The following is a 17,581-nucleotide window of genomic DNA, read 5'->3' as shown; positions in this document are numbered from 1 at the left end:
TTTAGAGAGTTATCATCTAATATTTCATTTGACTATAGTGAATATATATGTACTTGCAAGAAATTTTTAAATACTAGTTTTAGTAAGTAAAAGAGTGAAAATTAAATTCATTACCTATGATATTTTTAAAGAAAATTCCATTAATATTTTACGCAGTAATAGCAATTGGATTAGCTATGATATTGACTCGTTATTTTGAAACTTTTTTAATTCAAATAGAATGGATTTTAATATTAGGTGGAAGTTCTAAAATTGCCTTATATACTGGAGTGCTTACGGTGTTAACACTACATTATGGAGTTTTTCAGCTACAGATACAAAGAAAAAATGATTTATTAGCAAATGAATATATTAATCAGCCAGAATTTAAGTTTTTAAAATTTTTATCAGGATCAAGGGATAAAACAAGTTTAATTGATAATTCTCCTTGCTGTTGTTTTGATAATAAAACATCGAGCTTTAATAATTGTAAAGATGAACATTGGTTCGATATTGAGCAAAATGGCAAATTACCAGCCTCTAATGTGATTGTAGTTTTTTTTCATTCTAAGGAAAATAATAATATAGAATATGATTCAAGAATAAAAAAAGCAAAAACATTGATTAAAGGTGATTGTCTTCAGTATAAGCTACCGCCATTTACATTTAAAAAAGAATTCCATTCTAAAGGGAAGAATGATTCCTTTTTTGCTTTAATATCTTATAGATCACTTTATTCAGGAATAAGGTATAAAAGGATTTATGAATTGGATTACTCGTCAGAGAAAGAACTTTTGGACAACGAATATTGGAAAGATTCTATTAAATTTTATTCAATAAAACTAATAGATATTTCAGATGAAAAAACAATACGTTTAAAAGATGTTATAATAGGTAACCTTGCATATCTTTTTTATAGATTAAAGTTTATTAATTCTTTAAGTAAAGAAAACTGGATTAAAAATATTAATTTTCATTATTGATGTTAGTTTATAAATACAGAGGAGGGAATGAAGAAGTCTTTGAAAGAGATTTAAAATCTTTAGAGAGAAATTTTTTTTGGGCAACTAAGTTCAATAATTTAAATGATCCATGCGAAACGCTAATTAATACAGAACCATTCAATATTCAAACTAAGGTTTTTTCTGAGTTTTTTAAAGCTGATAAATCAGAAACGTTTCATAATTTTGAAAAAGCCTTTAAAAATCTTTTCGATGTTCGAAAAAAGGCAATTGGAATTTATTCGCTTTCCAAAACATTTAAAGATGAACTTCTTTGGGCTCATTATGCGAATAGTCATAGAGGTTTTTGCATTGAATATGACTTAGAAAAACTAATTAATAGTTATGATAGATTCGAAGCTTATTCTTTTCCTGTAGTTTATAGTAAAAAACCTCCGGAATATCATCTTAAGGATATGTATAAAATGGATACCAAAAGTATTGTTAAAAAAATCGCTGGATATAAATCTGTAAGATGGAATTACGAGCAAGAACATAGAATAGTTACTGGGTATTGTGGTGAATTTCCATATGATCCTACTTGCTTAAAATCAATATATTTCGGACTAAATATGCCTGAATTTCAAAAGAGTGAAATGATGGATCGTTTAAAAGGTAGACAAATTCAATTTCTACAAATGCAACAAAAAATTAACTCTTATGAATTCGAAGCTATTAAAATCAATGACTTAAAGAATGAACAATACAATTACCTCAAACAAATTCCATCAGAGGTGACAGGCAGTTACCCTATTTCTTTCAAAATTACTTCAAAAGAGTATGTGCGGGGAATTAAGGCAGTTGTCGAAATAAAATTTGAGAAAACTACAAATAAAGAATCTTTGGAGTGGCTTGTTCACATTCTTAATAATGAGATTTTTAGAGAAGTAAAAAGAATCTTTCTTATTTGTTTTATAGAAACAGAAGAAAACGTGAAATTTATTTGGGCATCGTGTCAATGGGAAATACAAAATAATAAGTTAAGAATAAGTATTGATTAATAAATGTACGTTGGATTAAAACCAAAAAGCACGAATGTTTTTATATCTAGTTAACTCATTATTTAGCCAAATAACCACCATCTACTGGGTAATAAGCACCTGTTACAAAGGAAGCTTTATCACTGGCTAACCATAAAAATAGCTCGGCTACTTCTTCGGGTTCTCCTAAACGTCCGATAGGGTGTAAGGCGGTAAGTCTGTCAATAGGATATTTACTAATAAGGGCTTGAGTCCTTCCAATACCGCCATTGTTTACAGCAATGTCTAACTTTCCAAAAGCTTTGATAGCTTCGGCTAGGGTATGTTCAGAATCTTCCGCTTTAGAGGTGTCAGCTTTTACAAAAGGGCTTTAATATCTTGGTAATTGTTATGTTTTTTGTACTAATCTTCTTCGAACACCTGAGATTCATAAGCACCTGCATCTGGAGTGGTGGTAGATCTAGTTGTACCATTAATATCTGTAGCTACAGCACCTTCTGTTGGACTTGCTAATCCGTTGGCAGCAGAATCTTCTCCAATCGCGTATTTACTGTTAGAGGAATCTTCAAAATCAGGATCTTGATTGCGTACCACATTGTTATAAAGAGAAGCATTGGTAAAATCGTATAAATCTTCGTCAACACTTCCGGTAGGATTAAATTTAAGCAAGGTGTTACTTAAGTAATAGTTATAGGTTACGTCATCAATAAAGTTTACTATAAACTCTAAACTATTATTACCATAAATAATACAGTTGTAGAAGTTCGCTTCTTCCATATTGGCAGCGATGATACCATCATTGGTCTCTAAATAATTATCTAATAAAACGGTAGGGTAGCTGCGGTATCCGTTTCCCCAATAGTTGGCAAACGTACAATGTTTAAAATTGTATTTACCACCAAGGCTGCAGTAGATAGAAGATAACCCTGCATTTCCGTACACGCTATTTTCACTGACAACATTAGCTGTTTGTGCCCATAAACCGTAGTTAGAAGAGTTTGAAATTTTAGTGTTGTTAATAGTAAGGGTAGGGTTAGCTGTACCATCATTACTATCCATTATAATACCCACCATAGCATTTTTTATAGTGGCATAGTTTACAATATTTTCAGTACTTCCCTGTGTTAACCAAATAGTTCCCCATTGTCCGGGTACATCTGCAAAATCAGGTTCTAATCTGTCCCCTTCAAAAATCACTTCATTTTCAAGCAATTCGTCATCGGTGCTAAGCTCTCCGTTTACATGTAGGCTTCCGTTGCTGGCTACAATAATTCCTGAATCCGCATGAAAATAAATACGGGCTCCTGCATCTATAGTAAGCGTTTTACCACTACTAACGGCAGCGTAGCCGTAAATAACATACGGTTTTTCATTGGTAAGATTCAGCTCGTCATCATCTAAAAAGAAACCAGAGATTTCTGTAGCATCTTCTCCTTCGCCAAGGATAAGAGTTTCGGTAGTACCTTCATCATCGCGTTCCGGATATAGAAAAACGGCATCTTGAACCAAAGTAACCAATTCTATCTTTTGCAGGTTTTGATCAGTATCAAACTCAATCGCATCGGTATATAAATATTGTAGTTCGGTAGTTGTAAAATCTGTAATATCTACAGTAGTTTCTATAAATACATACATACTATCTTTAGCTAGTAACTCTACATTGTAAAATTCTTTACCCGCCATACCATCTACATTTAATCTAAACTTAGAGGAGCCGCCATTAGCTAGTCTTATTACCGGAATAGAAATATCTGTATTACTATGATTGTATACCTTTAAGTTGTAGGTGCTAGAACCTATATTGGTAAAAACGGTATCTAAATACACGGTATCTTTAGAAAACTCTAAAGAACCTGTACTTGGTGAAAACTCAAAATCTTCTCTACACGAAAAAAAACTGATAGATAAAGAAGCAATGAATAAAAATAGGAGATAACGTTTCATAAAAATAGGTTCTGAAAATATAAAACGTAAAAATAGCAATTATGGTGTATTGCTATGTGTTTTCAGAATAATTCTTTTTATGTTCTTATAAAAAGAGCTTGTCTATTTCCTCAGGAATTCGAGTTGGGCGCTTTGTTTTACTATTGATTAAGCACCATTCGGTAGTAGCGGTAAGTATAAGTTTGTCTTGTTTGTAGATTTCTACTTTTCGGTGTGATAGTACTCCCTGATTTTTTTCTATGAACGTTCTCAATACCAATTCGTCGCCTTCAAAACTCTCACCTTTATAATAGATGTGGTGCGCAGCAACTACCCAAATGTAGCTTTCTGAAAAGCTTTTAGGGGCTACTGCTTCCCAGTGCCCCTGAGCCATTTCTTGTATCCATTGTACATAACGTACATTGTTTGCATGGTTTAAATTGTCTGTATCTTCTTTCGAGACGATTTTTGTATGCTCAAAAACATTCATTTTATTTTTCTTCGAAAGTTACTTCAAAAAGCTTATCCCAGTTTTTACCGGTAATAAAGAAAGTGTTTGTTTTAGGGTTGTACGCAATACCGTTTAACACATCTAACTGTTTGTGTTGTGTAACCTTTTCTTTTAATCCTCTGCAATCAACTACACCCTTAATAACTCCAGTTTTGGCATCAACCATCATAATACCGTCTTTTAGGTAGGTGTTGGCATATATTAAACCGTCTAAATACTCTAACTCGTTTGCTTTATTCTGAACCGCTAAGTGCGATACCAATTGCACATAACCAGTTTCGCTTAAGTTGTCTTTATCTAAAGTCCAAAGTTTTTCACTTCCGTCGCTTTTGTAGATATTGTTGCCGTCGTTACATAGTCCCCAACCTTCTTTACTATCAACAAAGCTAAAGGTCTTTTCTTTTTCAAAAGTATGTACATCATATACAAAGCCTACCATGCTTTGCCAAGTAAGTTGATAAATTTTGTTGTTTAAAATGGTAATACCTTCTCCAAAATATTTTGGGTTTAAGTCTATTTTCTTTAAGACTTCTCCGGTTTTATAATCTACCTTACGTAAAGACGATTTACCTCTCAACCCTGTACTTTCGTATAGCGTATCATTGTAAAATTCTAATCCTTGGGTATAAGCTTCAATATCGTGCGGATATTCATTTAGAATAGTATACGAATATATTTTAGGTTTTGTTTCAGATAACACTTCAATTTTTGAAGTTACCGTCTCTGAATTGTCTTCGTATGATACAACTGCTTTAATAGTTTGATAGCCATAAGGAATATCTTTTAATGCTATACTACCCGATTCAACATTGACAGGTTTGTTTCCAATATAATACTTTGTGCTTGCTATTTGAATATTTTCAGGGTTTTTAATAGCTACTTTTACAGTTTCATTTCGTTGAAACCTGTTGGTTTTAGCATCTATTTTTAAAGAAAAATGATTTTTTTCTTCATTTTTTTTACCTCCGCAAGAAACAATTGTAGCGGCTAAGAATATGGCAGACAGAAATTTAAGAGATTTCATGATATTTACTAATGTTTTTGCCAATTTAGATAATTTAATTTAGACCCGAAAACGGTTGCTAAAAAATAAAAAGATTGTATATTTGCACCCGGCAAGTCCTACACGACCAGCTCCTGCAGAATCCCCCAGGGTGGGAACGCAGCAAGGGTATGTGGTTGTAGCGGTGCGATGTAGGTAGCTTGCCTTTTTTCTTTTCATTCTATTCCAATTTTCACATTACATTTTCCCTTTATTTTTGTTACTTTGTAGCAAGAAAAATTTGAACTTTATATGTCAAAAAAGGTAGTGTTTATTACCGGTGCTTCTTCCGGAATTGGAAAGGCTGTTGGGAGTTATCTAACAAATAATGGGTATACAGTATATGGTACCAGCAGAAATCCGGATAGAATAACAAATTCTCCATTTGAACTTGTGGCACTTGATGTAAGAAATAAAGAAAGTATTTCTACTGCTATAAGCGAGGTGCTTAATAAAGAAGGTCGTATAGATGTACTAATAAACAACGCCGGTGTTGGTATCACCGGACCTCTTGAAGAGATACCTGCCGAAGAAATTCAGAATAATTTTGAGACTAATCTTTTTGGTCCTATAGAGGTTATGAAAGTTGTTTTACCAGCAATGCGTCAGCAGAAATCTGGACTTATCATAAATGTTACGAGCATAGCGGGGTATATGGGCTTACCTTTTAGGAGCGTTTATTCAGCTTCAAAAGGAGCATTAGAGTTAATTACAGAGGCGTTGCGTATGGAAGTTAAGCCTTTTAACATACATATTACCAATGTAGCACCTGGTGATTTTGCTACCAATATAGCAGCTGGTAGATACCATGCGCCACTAAAAAAGGGGTCTGCCTACGAAAAAACATATGGTTTTTCTTTACAAACAATGGATTCTCATGTTGATGATGGGAGTGACCCTAATGAGATGGCTAAAGCTATAATAAAGGTGATAAATACTAATGAACCTAAGGTTCATTATAAAGTTGGAGCTCCATTACAAAAGTTTTCGATTGTACTAAAACGAATTTTACCAGATAATTTATACGAAAAAATGCTGATGAATCATTATAAGTTATAAATTTGTAAATGTATATTACACACTTATTAAATTTATGTATTATAAATAATTCTAGTGTTTTTTAATTAAGGATTTAAGAATAAATAGAACAAAAAATAAAACATATGAAATTTTTTATTGACACAGCTAATTTAGATCAGATTAAAGAAGCTCAAGACTTAGGGGTTTTAGATGGTGTAACTACTAATCCGTCTTTAATGGCTAAAGAAGGCATTACAGGAAAAGAAAATATTTTAAAACATTATGTAGATATCTGCAATATTGTAGATGGTGATGTATCTGCAGAGGTTATTGCTACCGATTTCGAAGGAATGGTAAAAGAAGGAGAAGAGTTAGCTGCTTTACACCCGCAAATTGTAGTAAAGTTACCTATGATTAAAGACGGGGTGAAAGCTTGTAAATATTTCTCTGATAATGGTGTTAAAACTAACGTTACATTGGTATTTAGTTCAGGGCAAGCGCTTTTAGCTGCTAAAGCTGGTGCTACGTATGTATCTCCGTTCTTGGGTCGTTTAGATGATATTTCTACAGACGGGTTAAACCTAATTGAAGAGATTAGATTAATTTATGATAACTACGGTTATGAAACAGAAATTTTAGCGGCTTCTATTCGTCACACAATGCACGTTATTAACTGTGCTAAGATTGGTGCTGATGTTATGACCGGACCGTTATCTTCAATTGCAGGCTTATTAAGTCACCCATTAACTGATATAGGTTTAGAAAAATTCCTTTCTGATTATAAAAAAGGAAACTAAGGAATAAACTTTTTAGATGTAAGAAGTTTATATTTGGATAGATGAAAGCGCATTGATATAATCAATGCGCTTTTTTATGTCTATATAGATTGCTAATGCTGTTTAAGGGGAATAAGGTAACATCATCTGCCTTTATTTTAAAGACTGAGCAATGTATTCTTTATTTTTTGCAGCGGAAAGAATGCTTTCGAAATTGCCGTCGTAAATATTTGCAAAGGCGTCTATTATAACTCCGTTGCTATCAATAACAAGAACTTTATTCATTTTATTGATTATGAGTTTTTGATGGGTGTACTCAAAATCGGTAATTCTATATTGGCAGGTAGCATCTAAATGATATTTTTTTAAAGTTGCTACCCATGTTTTTTGATCTAAATCTCTGTTAATACCCACAAATTTTACTTTCGGGAACCTCTTATTTAATTGGTGAACTCTTTTAATAATATTGTGAAAATGGTTCTTTTGGTTTAAAGCCCAAAAGTAGTAAACGGTTAATTGCTTTTTGTTAATTTGTTTAATAGTAAGATGGTTACCTTGTTCACAAACAAAAGTGATACTATCTAACTTTTTACCAGATTTTAAACCTTGAATGTTTTTGTATAAATCTTTAACTTCGGGTAAATATTTATTCTCTTTATTGTAGGTTATAAATGAATTTATGTATACATCATCTTTAGATAAATCTCTTTTATCATTAAAGAAATATATATAAGCAGCATTTCTCATGGTGTTATCATGAGTGTTTATTTCTTGTATCTCATTTCCTAAGACCTTTAATTTTTCTATTTGATATTCAATTGTTGAAACAATGCTGTCATGTGAAAATTCAGGGTGATCTTTTACAACATTTTTATAGGCTTCCCCTGCAGAATAAAATCTTAAGTATCTAGTTAGTGGTGTAAAATCGTTTAAATCTTCCTGGTTAACATTTATTTCTTTTCTATAGCTATAAAAGTTATTATCTAAATCAGATAGATTTAATTTTTTATCATACATATTATTGTATAATAAAGGGTATATTTCCATGTATCGGTATAAATTAAAATCGATATTGGAGTGAAGTAATTTTTTTGAATATTCAGAGATATGATTGTGCTTCTCAAATTCGTTTAAATTTGCTACTCTTTGATTGTGCAGTGAGTCTATCTTTTCTTTAAAAATATGAGCAGGATACTTTAAAAAATCGCCTTTAATTAATTTTTCATCATCTTCTTCTTTAAGGAATTGATCAATAAAAAAATTGTTTTTTTTAGCTCCTTTACCTGAAAATACTAAGGATTCATCAAAGTCCATAGTATTTAATCGCAATAATAAGCTATCTCCTTTTTCTAGAATAAAATGTTGATATTCTGGTTCGCTTTCAAATTTATACAGACCACTTTTTAAGTCTTCAAATTCAAACATAAATTTATTATGATCATCTAAGAAAACCGTATCTACAGCTATGTCATTTTTATAAAGTACAACAATATCACTTTTCGGATTTACAATCTGCCCCCCAAAATAAGTTACCGCATCATTATCATCTCCACAGCTCACTATTGTAATTATGAAAATTATATAAATAATCTTCTTCATAAATTTACTTGGCTTTTTTGCAAAACGTAATTTTTAAATAAACAATTACAAAATTAAGAAAGACAGTCCTCCTAACATGTTAATGCGTAGTTAAATTACTTTATAAATAAGTATATTCTACTGTAATAATAGGCTTTGTAATTATATTTTTTAATTTTGCTGCTCAATATAAAAATATAATCATATAGTATATGTTATCAGTTTCAAATTTGTCTGTACAATTTGGTAAAAGAGTGCTTTTTGATGAAGTAAATGTTACTTTTACTCAAGGGAATTGTTATGGAATTATTGGTGCCAATGGTGCCGGAAAATCTACCTTTTTAAAAATACTTTCTAAAAAGATGGATCCAACTAGCGGGCATGTGCATTTGGAGCCAGGTAAGCGTATGTCTGTTTTAGAACAGGATCACTATGCTTATGATGAATATACTGTATTAGAAACTGTGATTAGAGGTAATAAAGATTTGTTTTCTATTAAAAAGGAAATGGATGATTTATATGCAAAACCTGATTTTAACGATGCTGATTCTGATAGAGTAGGAGAATTGCAAATTATTTTTGAAGAAATGAACGGGTGGAATGCTGATAGTGATGCTGCAGCATTGTTATCTAACTTGGGGATTCCTGAAGATTTTCACTATACTCAAATGGCTGATTTGGATGGTAAATTAAAAGTACGTGTGTTATTGGCACAGGCACTTTTTGGAAACCCTGATGTGTTAATCATGGATGAGCCTACCAATGATCTGGATTTTGAAACAATCAACTGGTTGGAGCACTTTTTAGCAAACTATGATAATACAGTAATTGTAGTATCTCACGACCGTCACTTTTTAGATGCAGTTTGTACACATATATCTGATATTGATTTTGGAAAAATTAATCATTACTCTGGTAACTATACATTCTGGTATGAGAGTAGTCAGTTAGCTGCTCGCCAAAGAGCACAACAGAATAAGAAGTCAGAAGAAAAGGCAAAAGAGTTACAAGAGTTTATTCAACGTTTTAGTGCGAACGTGGCAAAATCTAAGCAAGCTACTTCACGTAAGAAAATGTTAGATAAATTAAAAGTTGATGATATTAAGCCTTCTAGTAGAAGATATCCGGCTATTATTTTTGAACGTGAGCGCGAAGCAGGAGATCAAATTTTAAATGTTGAAAATTTATCAGCTTCTTTAGAAAGAGAAGCTTTATTTAAAGGCGTAGATATTAATCTTGCTAAAGGTGATAAAGTAGCTATAATTTCGAGAGATTCTAGAGCAACAATAGCATTTTACGAAATTATTAATGGTAAGATGGCGGCTGATTCTGGTGAATTTAATTGGGGAGTTACTACAAACCAATCGTACTTACCAGTAGATAACTCAGAATATTTTGATAACGACCTTAATTTAGTAGATTGGTTAAGACAATGGGCTAAAACAGAAGAAGAGCGCGAAGAAGTATTTGTACGTGGTTTTTTAGGGAAAATGTTATTTAGTGGAGAAGAGGCACTAAAAAAATGTAATGTATTGTCTGGGGGTGAAAAGGTAAGATGTATGTTAAGTAGAATGATGATGTTAAGAGCTAATGTAGTTATGTTAGATGAGCCTACTAACCACTTAGATCTTGAGAGTATTACTGCTTTTAATAACTCTTTAAAGAATTTTAAGGGTACTGTATTGTTTACAACCCATGACCACGAGTTTGCTCAAACCGTGGCTACCCGTATTATTGAACTAACTCCAAATGGAGTTATTGACAGATATTTATCATTTGATGATTATATGAGTGATAAGAATATTAGAGAACAACGAGAGAAAATGTATAGCTAATGATACTATAATAAAAAAGACTCTCAAATGAGAGTCTTTTTTATTTCATGATATCTACGTATGCTCTTCAACTACTTTTTGTACTGTTGCTAAATTTTTAGTATTTGCATAGATATTTGATTTTTAAGGGATTTTATTCCTGTTCTTCATTACATATCTACTAACATATTCTCTTCTTTTACTGAAGTGTTTATTCAGTCTTCGTGTAGTTGTTCTTTAATAATAGCTATAGCTTTAACGGTTATTGTTGTAAAACCTTTAAAACATTTTCTTTATGAATGCTCAATTAGTTTTGAGCACGGTAGATAATGTGTTGTATAGCTTTGGAACGCTTAATATTATTGAATACAAAGGTTCATGTATTTTAAACATTTTCTTGTTCAAAAGAGGTAACAATTGCTTTTCCTTTATCTAGTTCATTTTTATGTACAAATACTTGTACATTATTAATAATCTTAGGCGCAAAACCTGCTAGCCTTCCAGATTCTGTTTCGTCTTTAATTATAGGTTCTATATTATTTTCTTCAAGAATACTTACGATTTGTTGAGCTGCAATACTTGACCCCTCAAAAATTTTTTCAAAATCTTTCATAATTTCTACGCATTATAATAGTTACTATTCCAACTTAAACTACTAACATTTTTGCCTTTTACAAACCCAAAATATAAGGATAGTCCAATTACTCCTTTAACCATAAAAAGTAAAATAATCCAGAAGTGGGAAGGTTCAGGATTGTTAGTAAACATATATAAAGGTAGCGTTTTAGTTATTAAAAAACTTATAAAAACTAGGAATATTATAAGGTTTAAGAAATTTTTAAAAGGTAATATTAACAGCTTTCTAAACGGATTAAGGTCATTTCCCTATTTGTGTATTAAGTAGTAATAGCCATTTCCTATAGGGGCAAAAAGTAACAGGTCATCGACGTTTTCAAGTTTAAAATATTTTCGTGGAGCCATCAAAAACAAGTTTTGTAGTTGAATGTTATGAATACTTTCTAAATTAGTAATAGAGTCTAGAGCTTCTGATGGAAAGATACCTTTAAATAAAGAAGTGGTTAAAAAACGTAAACGGTAACTAATACATATATCCTTTATTTCGTTGATATGATAAATACGACTATTTAGGTAGGAGATATCAAGAGCAGAAAAAGCGTAAAAATGTTAAGGGATATATAAAATCACTTAATAACGTTAAAATTGATACTAAGAACTAAATAATGAAGTTAACTAATTGTTGTTTCCCATGTTTAAAAATTTCAGGTAGTTAACATGATAATTAATGAAGGAGATAACCTGAAATTAAAAAGCCTTTGTAATTATAATTACAAAGGCTTTTATATTTATGTTGTTTTTGTTAATTAACGTAAAGTAGCTGCAAATTGCTTTTCAAAATTAGTTTGTAATTTACTCATTACCTTATCAATTTGCTTGTCTGTTAATGTTTGCTTTTCATTTTGTAAAATAAAGCTGATAGCGTAACTTTTTTTGCCTTTAGGTAATTTGTCACCTTCATATACATCAAATAAGCTAACTTCTTTTAAAAGAGCCTTTTCACTTTGGGTAGCTACTTTATAAATATCGTCAAAACTTACATTATCGTCTAATAGCAACGCAAGATCTCTTCTAACTGCTGGATATTTAGGTATATCTGTAAACTTTATTTTTTGGTAGGCCGCAACCTCTAAAATGGCATCCCAGTTAAAATCTGCGTATAATACCTCTTGTTTAATATCAAATGCTTTTAAAACCTGTCTTTTAACTTTACCAAACTCAACAAGTTTTGTGTTTTTAGCAAATACAAAAGCAAGTCCTTCAGAGAAAATATCATTCTTTGCAGGAGTTGACTTTACCTTAGTAATACCTAGTCTACTTAATATAGTTTCAATAGTGCCTTTTAAGTAGAAGAATTCAGTTGGTTTTACTTCTGTATTCCAGTTTTCTTCATACCTGTTTCCGGTAACATATAGGCCTAGGTGTTTTTGCTCTTGGTAACTATCGTATTTATGGTAAGATTTACCAAATTCAAAGAATTTTAGATCGGTACGCTTTCTATTTATGTTGTAGGCAATTGATTCTAATCCTGAGAATAATAGTGATTGACGCATTACCAATAAATCACTACTTAATGGGTTTAGCATAGTTACATTATGTTCTTCGTTTAACTGATCACTTAATGCTATATAATTAGCCGTAGTTAAACTGTTAGACATAATTTCATTATACCCTTGAGCAATCAATTGACTTGAGATAATGTTTTGAATTTTATAATCGTCAAACTTTGAAGAGTTAGCCATAGAGGCGTTCAACTTATCTGAGAATTCAATGTTATTATAGCCGTAAACTCTTAGTATTTCCTCGATTACATCAGCTTCTCTTTGTACATCAACTCTGTAAGAAGGAATCGTTAAACCAATACCGGCTTCGGTAACGCTATTTACCTTAATTTCTAAAGAAGATAAAATAGATTTTATGGTTTCTGTATCTAAGTTTTGTCCAACTAATTTATTTACTTTTTCAAAGGTTAAGAATACCTGAAAATCTTCAAATTTCTTAGGGTACATGTCAATTACCTCAGAAGTAATTTGTCCGCCTGCTATCTGTTTTATTAATAACGCAGCACGTAGTAAAGCATATTTAGTAAAATTAATATCAATCCCGCGTTCAAAACGGAAAGATGCATCTGTATTTAATCCGTGTTTTTTAGCTGTTTTTCTAACTGAAACTGGATTAAAATAAGCACTTTCTAAAAATATAGCACTGGTATGTTCTGTAACTCCAGATTTTTTACCTCCAAAAACACCAGCAATACAAATTGGTTTTTCGTTGTCATAAATCATTAAATCTTTATCATCTAATGTTCTTTCAACATCATCTAGTGTTGTGAATTTAGTTTCGGGAGTGGCTTTCTTAACTATTATTTTATGCCCTGTAATTTTATTGGCATCAAAAGCATGTAGAGGCTGACCTAATTCGTGCATTACATAGTTTGTAATATCAACGATGTTATTTTTAGGAGTTAAACCAATCGCTTTTAATCTGTTTTTAATCCATGTAGGAGATTCTTTTACATCAATATCGCTAATAGTAACACCACAATATCTCGGACATAGTTCACCATTTTCAATTTCAACATCAATTTTAAGAGTCCTGTTATCTACATGAAAACTACTTACTGATGGAGAGATTAATTCGTTATGAATTTCTTTTTGTAAAAGGCCAGCTTTTAAATCACGTGCTACACCATAATGACTCATGGCATCTGCACGATTTGGAGTTAATCCAATTTCGAAAACTTCATCAGATTCTACTTCAAAAAGCTCGGCACACGGAGTACCAGGTACTAAAGTCTCATCTAAGATCATAATTCCATCATGACCTTTACCAAGACCTAATTCGTCTTCAGCGCAAATCATTCCAAAACTTTCCTCTCCTCTAATTTTCCCCTTTTTAATGGTCCAGGATTCTCCTTTTTCATCGTACAATACAGTACCAATAGTTGCTACCGGTACTTTTTGTCCTTTAGCTACATTAGGAGCTCCACAAACAATTTGTACAACGGTATCGTTTCCTATATTTACCTTAGTTACTTTTAATCGGTCTGCATTAGGGTGCTGTTCACATTCTAAAACGTGTCCAACAACTATACCTTTCAAGCCGCCTTTAACAGATTCAAAGGTATCTACACCTTCTACTTCTAATCCTAAATCTGTTAGTAATTCAGCAGTTTGTTCCGAATTCCAGTCTACCTTAATAAATTGTTTTAACCAGTTATATGAAATTTTCATCGTACAATTTTTGAGATGCCAAATATAGTAATAGTAATGCTATTTTAAAGCCATTTTTACGTAAAGATTACCACAGTGTTATATAATAAGTGACCATATAAATGTAGTAATAAGGGAAATAGGAATTCCTATTCCAAGTATCATATTTGCCAATTTTGGGTTTAAATTATAGTCTGCAGCAATAATGGCTCCGGTAACCATAGGAGCCATAGCAGCCTCTAAAATGGTTACTTGATGTGTTAACTTGCTGGTTTCTATAAAAATACTAATTCCTAAAATAAGTAGTGGAGCCAATAATAGCTTGTATAATAAGCTGTAACTTATGAGCCTTATGTCTGTTCTCCACTCTTTAATACTTAATTGTAGTCCTACTGAAAATAGGGCCAATGGTATTAAAGTAGCTCCTATAATATTTAAAAATGGATCTAGAAATGAGATATCAAAAGAAATTATAGAAATGAGTAATGCACATAAAGAAATCACAAAAGGAGGGAAGCTAAACACTTTTTTTAGTAAAAAAGAAGGTTTAATTTTTTTGTTTTGAGAAGCCTTTACGGCTACAATTATACCAAAAGTTGCGGTAATAATAAAGCAAGCCTGATCACATAGAACAGCAATTTTTAATCCTTCTTCATGATAATAAGCTTGGGTTAATGGAAATCCTAAAAAAGAAGTATTCCCTAAACCACTTACTAATAATAATACTGTTTTAGTAGCAGGAGACATAGCATATCTCTTGGCTACTAAATGAATAAAAAGAGCAGCTCCCAGCCATACAAATAAAGGCATTAGTAAGGGGAAAATAAGTTCAGTGCTCCATTCAATTTTTGGAATGTATTTTAGGGCAATTGCGGGTAGTGCAATATTCATTAACCAGGCATTAACTGATTTATGAGAGTCTTGAGGTAGTTTTTTATATTTTTTTAATACTACACCGGTTATGACGCAAAAAAATATAACTACAAAATTGATCATACGTTTAACTTATATAATTCCAAATAGTTTTATTTGCTTGTAATTTTTTATAAGTATTTAAAATTATAGCATTTTCCGGAAGTTGTAAATTAGGATCGTCTTTTAAAGTTCTCATAGCGTAATACCTTGCGGTTTTTAAAATATCATTGTCTTTCACAATATCTGCTATTTTTAAATTGAGTACCCCACTTTGTTGGGTTCCCATAATATCACCAGGACCTCTTAGTTTTAAGTCTACCTCTGCAATTTCAAAACCGTCATTGGTTTTTACCATAGTTTCTAAGCGAGTTTTAGAATCGTCAGATAACTTATGTCCGGTCATTAAAATGCAGAAACTCTGTTCTGCACCTCTACCAACTCTTCCTCGCAATTGATGTAATTGCGATAAACCAAAACGTTCGGCACTTTCAATAATCATTACTGAGGCGTTAGGAACATTAACACCCACTTCTATCACGGTTGTGGCAACCATTATCTGCGTTTCACCTTTTACAAAACGCTCCATCTCATAGTCTTTATCAGCCGGTTTCATTTGGCCATGTACTATAGATATTTGATATTTCGGAGAAGGAAAATCACGCGCAATACTTTCGTAACCATCCATTAAATCTTTATAATCTAAGGTTTCTGATTCTTGTATTAACGGGTATACTACATATATCTGTCTGCCTTTAGCAATTTCATCCCTTATAAATTGAAATACTTTTAATCGGTTACTGTCGTATCTGTGTACTGTTTTAATAGGTTTCCTTCCCGGAGGCAATTCATCGATAACAGAGATATCCAAATCGCCGTATAAACTCATAGCCAGTGTTCTTGGGATAGGGGTAGCTGTCATTACCAATATATGAGGCGGAATATCATTTTTGTGCCATAGCTTAGCTCGCTGTGCAACACCAAAGCGATGTTGCTCATCTATAATTGCCAACCCTAAATTTTTAAACTTTACTTTATCTTCTAAGATCGCATGAGTACCTATAAGTATATGGAGAGTACCTTCTTCTAAGGCTTTATGTATTTCTTTGCGGTTAGCCGTTTTGGTAGATCCTGTTAAAAGATTGATTTGTATTGGTAACTCAGTCACTAATTCAATTAGACCGTTATAATGCTGAGTCGCCAAAATTTCGGTAGGAGCCATAATACATGCCTGAAAACCATTGTCTATGGCTAGTAGGGCGGTTAATAAAGCGACAATTGTTTTACCACTACCTACATCTCCTTGTAATAATCGGTTCATTTGGGCATTGCTGCCTAAATCTTTACGTATTTCTTTTATAACTCTTTTCTGTGCATTGGTAAGGTCAAAGGGAAGATGATTGTTATAAAAATCGTTGAACAATTCCCCCACTTTATCAAAAGCAAACCCTTTTATCTTTTGTTTGCGTATTAAATTTTTTAAAATTAATTGCAACTGTATGTAAAACAGTTCTTCAAACTTTAAACGGTACTGGGCTTTAGCTAATGCTTCGCTGGTTTTTGGGAAATGAATATTAAACAAGGCTTCAGCCTTGTTTATAAGCTTTAATTCTTCTAATAAATATTTAGGAAGCGTATCGTAAAATTTACCACCAGATGCAAGAAATAATTCCTGAATAAGTTGATTCATTACCTTGTTAGTAATCCCTGTTTTTGTTAGCTTTTCGGTACTAGGGTATACGGGTTGCATAGCTGTTTTAAGACTTGCTTTGTGGTCTTCCAACAATTCCATTTCAGGGTGTGGAATACTAAACATACCATTAAACCAATTGCATTTGCCGTAAATTACATAAGGGGTATTAAGTTTTAGGCCTTCTTTTATCCATTTATGACCTTTAAACCAAACCAGTTCCATTTCTCCGGTATCATCAATAAATTTAGCAACCAGCCGCTTTCCTCGCTTTTGCTCAACCATCTTTAAGTGTACTACTTTGCCAACAATTTGTACTTCGGCAGTGTTACGTTGTAATTGGTTGATTTTATAATAGCTGGTTTTATCAATGTATTTATTTGGGAAAAAATTAATAATATCCTGATAGGTATGAATTCCCAATTCTTGTTTTAACAAGCTAGCACGTTGAGGACCAACTCGTTTTAAATAATCAATAGGTGTATTTAAAAAATTAGGATTCATGCAGCTAATTTAGCCAATTTACTCAATAATTGAGTTTATTCGATAATCGAGATTAAATTCACT

Annotated in this window: 15 protein-coding genes and 1 other RNA gene; 6 read left to right on the top strand and 10 right to left on the bottom strand. The window is 32.0% G+C overall.

All coding sequences use genetic code 11. From position 1 onward, the window contains the following. Positions 1 to 116 precede the first annotated feature (116 nt). On the top strand, positions 117 to 962 hold the full coding sequence (locus tag NBRC110019_RS07515) for a hypothetical protein (RefSeq protein WP_281753697.1): 846 nt from the start codon (positions 117 to 119) through the stop codon (positions 960 to 962). Then, positions 962 to 1,981, top strand: a complete 1,020-nt coding sequence (locus tag NBRC110019_RS07510; protein ID WP_281753695.1) for a DUF2971 domain-containing protein — start codon at positions 962 to 964, stop codon at positions 1,979 to 1,981. Before NBRC110019_RS07515 ends, NBRC110019_RS07510 begins: the two co-directional genes overlap by 1 nt. A 58-nt stretch (positions 1,982 to 2,039) precedes the next feature. On the opposite strand, the gene NBRC110019_RS07505 is transcribed toward NBRC110019_RS07510, so the two are convergent. The 4 genes from NBRC110019_RS07505 to NBRC110019_RS07490 form a co-directional block, all read right to left on the bottom strand. Then, entirely contained in the window at positions 2,040 to 2,186 is a 147-nt protein-coding gene (locus NBRC110019_RS07505; protein ID WP_281753746.1) for an SDR family oxidoreductase, read from the bottom strand. A gap of 176 nt (positions 2,187 to 2,362) precedes the next feature. Next, positions 2,363 to 3,904, bottom strand: a complete 1,542-nt coding sequence (locus tag NBRC110019_RS07500) for a right-handed parallel beta-helix repeat-containing protein (RefSeq protein WP_281753692.1) — start codon at positions 3,902 to 3,904, stop codon at positions 2,363 to 2,365. A gap of 85 nt (positions 3,905 to 3,989) precedes the next feature. Then, positions 3,990 to 4,373, bottom strand: a complete 384-nt coding sequence (locus tag NBRC110019_RS07495; protein WP_281753690.1) for an acyl-CoA thioesterase — start codon at positions 4,371 to 4,373, stop codon at positions 3,990 to 3,992. A 1-nt stretch (position 4,374) separates the two neighbouring features. Next, positions 4,375 to 5,418 (bottom strand): glutaminyl-peptide cyclotransferase, encoded by a 1,044-nt coding sequence (locus NBRC110019_RS07490; RefSeq protein WP_281753688.1) that lies wholly within the window; start codon positions 5,416 to 5,418, stop codon positions 4,375 to 4,377. Between the two features lie 89 nt (positions 5,419 to 5,507). Between NBRC110019_RS07490 and ffs the strand changes: the two genes are divergently transcribed. From ffs to fsa, 3 genes are all read left to right on the top strand, one after another. Beyond that, positions 5,508 to 5,606, top strand: an RNA gene (gene ffs / locus NBRC110019_RS07485) — signal recognition particle sRNA small type. Positions 5,607 to 5,688: 82 nt separating this feature from the next. After that, positions 5,689 to 6,495: an SDR family oxidoreductase gene (locus NBRC110019_RS07480; RefSeq protein WP_281753685.1), complete on the top strand. Its 807-nt coding sequence runs from the start codon at positions 5,689 to 5,691 to the stop codon at positions 6,493 to 6,495. A 104-nt stretch (positions 6,496 to 6,599) separates the two neighbouring features. Next, the gene (fsa, locus tag NBRC110019_RS07475; RefSeq protein WP_281753683.1) at positions 6,600 to 7,253 is read left to right on the top strand and encodes a fructose-6-phosphate aldolase; all 654 of its coding nucleotides are present in this window, start codon (positions 6,600 to 6,602) and stop codon (positions 7,251 to 7,253) included. Between the two features lie 132 nt (positions 7,254 to 7,385). Here the strand turns inward: fsa and NBRC110019_RS07470 are convergent, their stop codons facing one another. Next, positions 7,386 to 8,831, bottom strand: coding sequence for a thioredoxin-like domain-containing protein (locus NBRC110019_RS07470; RefSeq protein ID WP_281753681.1), 1,446 nt, complete (start codon positions 8,829 to 8,831; stop codon positions 7,386 to 7,388). A gap of 191 nt (positions 8,832 to 9,022) precedes the next feature. Here NBRC110019_RS07470 and NBRC110019_RS07465 point away from each other — a divergent pair, with 191 nt between their 5' ends. Continuing rightward, entirely contained in the window at positions 9,023 to 10,645 is a 1,623-nt protein-coding gene (locus tag NBRC110019_RS07465; RefSeq protein ID WP_281753679.1) for an ABC-F family ATP-binding cassette domain-containing protein, read from the top strand. A 364-nt stretch (positions 10,646 to 11,009) separates the two neighbouring features. Here NBRC110019_RS07465 and NBRC110019_RS07460 read toward each other — a convergent pair whose 3' ends face one another. From NBRC110019_RS07460 to recG, 5 genes are all read right to left on the bottom strand, one after another. Beyond that, positions 11,010 to 11,237: a putative signal transducing protein gene (locus NBRC110019_RS07460; RefSeq protein ID WP_281753676.1), complete on the bottom strand. Its 228-nt coding sequence runs from the start codon at positions 11,235 to 11,237 to the stop codon at positions 11,010 to 11,012. A gap of 5 nt (positions 11,238 to 11,242) precedes the next feature. Then, complete coding sequence (locus NBRC110019_RS07455; RefSeq protein WP_281753675.1) at positions 11,243 to 11,392, bottom strand: hypothetical protein; 150 nt, start codon at positions 11,390 to 11,392, stop codon at positions 11,243 to 11,245. Between the two features lie 614 nt (positions 11,393 to 12,006). Further along, entirely contained in the window at positions 12,007 to 14,433 is a 2,427-nt protein-coding gene (gene pheT, locus NBRC110019_RS07450; protein ID WP_281753674.1) for a phenylalanine--tRNA ligase subunit beta, read from the bottom strand. 78 nt (positions 14,434 to 14,511) lie between these two features. After that, positions 14,512 to 15,408: an AEC family transporter gene (locus NBRC110019_RS07445; RefSeq protein ID WP_281753673.1), complete on the bottom strand. Its 897-nt coding sequence runs from the start codon at positions 15,406 to 15,408 to the stop codon at positions 14,512 to 14,514. Positions 15,409 to 15,412: 4 nt separating this feature from the next. After that, complete coding sequence (recG, locus tag NBRC110019_RS07440) at positions 15,413 to 17,518, bottom strand: ATP-dependent DNA helicase RecG (protein WP_281753672.1); 2,106 nt, start codon at positions 17,516 to 17,518, stop codon at positions 15,413 to 15,415. Positions 17,519 to 17,581 lie beyond the last annotated feature (63 nt).

This window comes from Neptunitalea chrysea, assembly GCF_027924145.1.
GTDB classification, from domain to species: Bacteria; Bacteroidota; Bacteroidia; order Flavobacteriales; family Flavobacteriaceae; genus Neptunitalea; species Neptunitalea chrysea.
This window is presented reverse-complemented; position numbering and strand designations above follow the sequence as displayed.

What these genes read in the sequence shown, in the direction of transcription:
- fsa (WP_281753683.1), top strand. Translation starts at nt 6,600, where the DNA reads ATGAAATTTTTTATTGACACAGCTAATTTAGATCAGATTAAAGAAGCT.
- NBRC110019_RS07500 (WP_281753692.1), bottom strand. Translation starts at nt 3,904, where the DNA reads ATGAAACGTTATCTCCTATTTTTATTCATTGCTTCTTTATCTATCAGT.
- NBRC110019_RS07455 (WP_281753675.1), bottom strand. Translation starts at nt 11,392, where the DNA reads ATGTTTACTAACAATCCTGAACCTTCCCACTTCTGGATTATTTTACTT.
- NBRC110019_RS07510 (WP_281753695.1), top strand. Translation starts at nt 962, where the DNA reads ATGTTAGTTTATAAATACAGAGGAGGGAATGAAGAAGTCTTTGAAAGA.
- NBRC110019_RS07480 (WP_281753685.1), top strand. Translation starts at nt 5,689, where the DNA reads ATGTCAAAAAAGGTAGTGTTTATTACCGGTGCTTCTTCCGGAATTGGA.
- NBRC110019_RS07495 (WP_281753690.1), bottom strand. Translation starts at nt 4,373, where the DNA reads ATGAATGTTTTTGAGCATACAAAAATCGTCTCGAAAGAAGATACAGAC.
- NBRC110019_RS07490 (WP_281753688.1), bottom strand. Translation starts at nt 5,418, where the DNA reads ATGAAATCTCTTAAATTTCTGTCTGCCATATTCTTAGCCGCTACAATT.
- NBRC110019_RS07470 (WP_281753681.1), bottom strand. Translation starts at nt 8,831, where the DNA reads ATGAAGAAGATTATTTATATAATTTTCATAATTACAATAGTGAGCTGT.
- pheT (WP_281753674.1), bottom strand. Translation starts at nt 14,433, where the DNA reads ATGAAAATTTCATATAACTGGTTAAAACAATTTATTAAGGTAGACTGG.
- NBRC110019_RS07445 (WP_281753673.1), bottom strand. Translation starts at nt 15,408, where the DNA reads ATGATCAATTTTGTAGTTATATTTTTTTGCGTCATAACCGGTGTAGTA.
- NBRC110019_RS07460 (WP_281753676.1), bottom strand. Translation starts at nt 11,237, where the DNA reads ATGAAAGATTTTGAAAAAATTTTTGAGGGGTCAAGTATTGCAGCTCAA.
- NBRC110019_RS07465 (WP_281753679.1), top strand. Translation starts at nt 9,023, where the DNA reads ATGTTATCAGTTTCAAATTTGTCTGTACAATTTGGTAAAAGAGTGCTT.
- NBRC110019_RS07515 (WP_281753697.1), top strand. Translation starts at nt 117, where the DNA reads ATGATATTTTTAAAGAAAATTCCATTAATATTTTACGCAGTAATAGCA.
- recG (WP_281753672.1), bottom strand. Translation starts at nt 17,518, where the DNA reads ATGAATCCTAATTTTTTAAATACACCTATTGATTATTTAAAACGAGTT.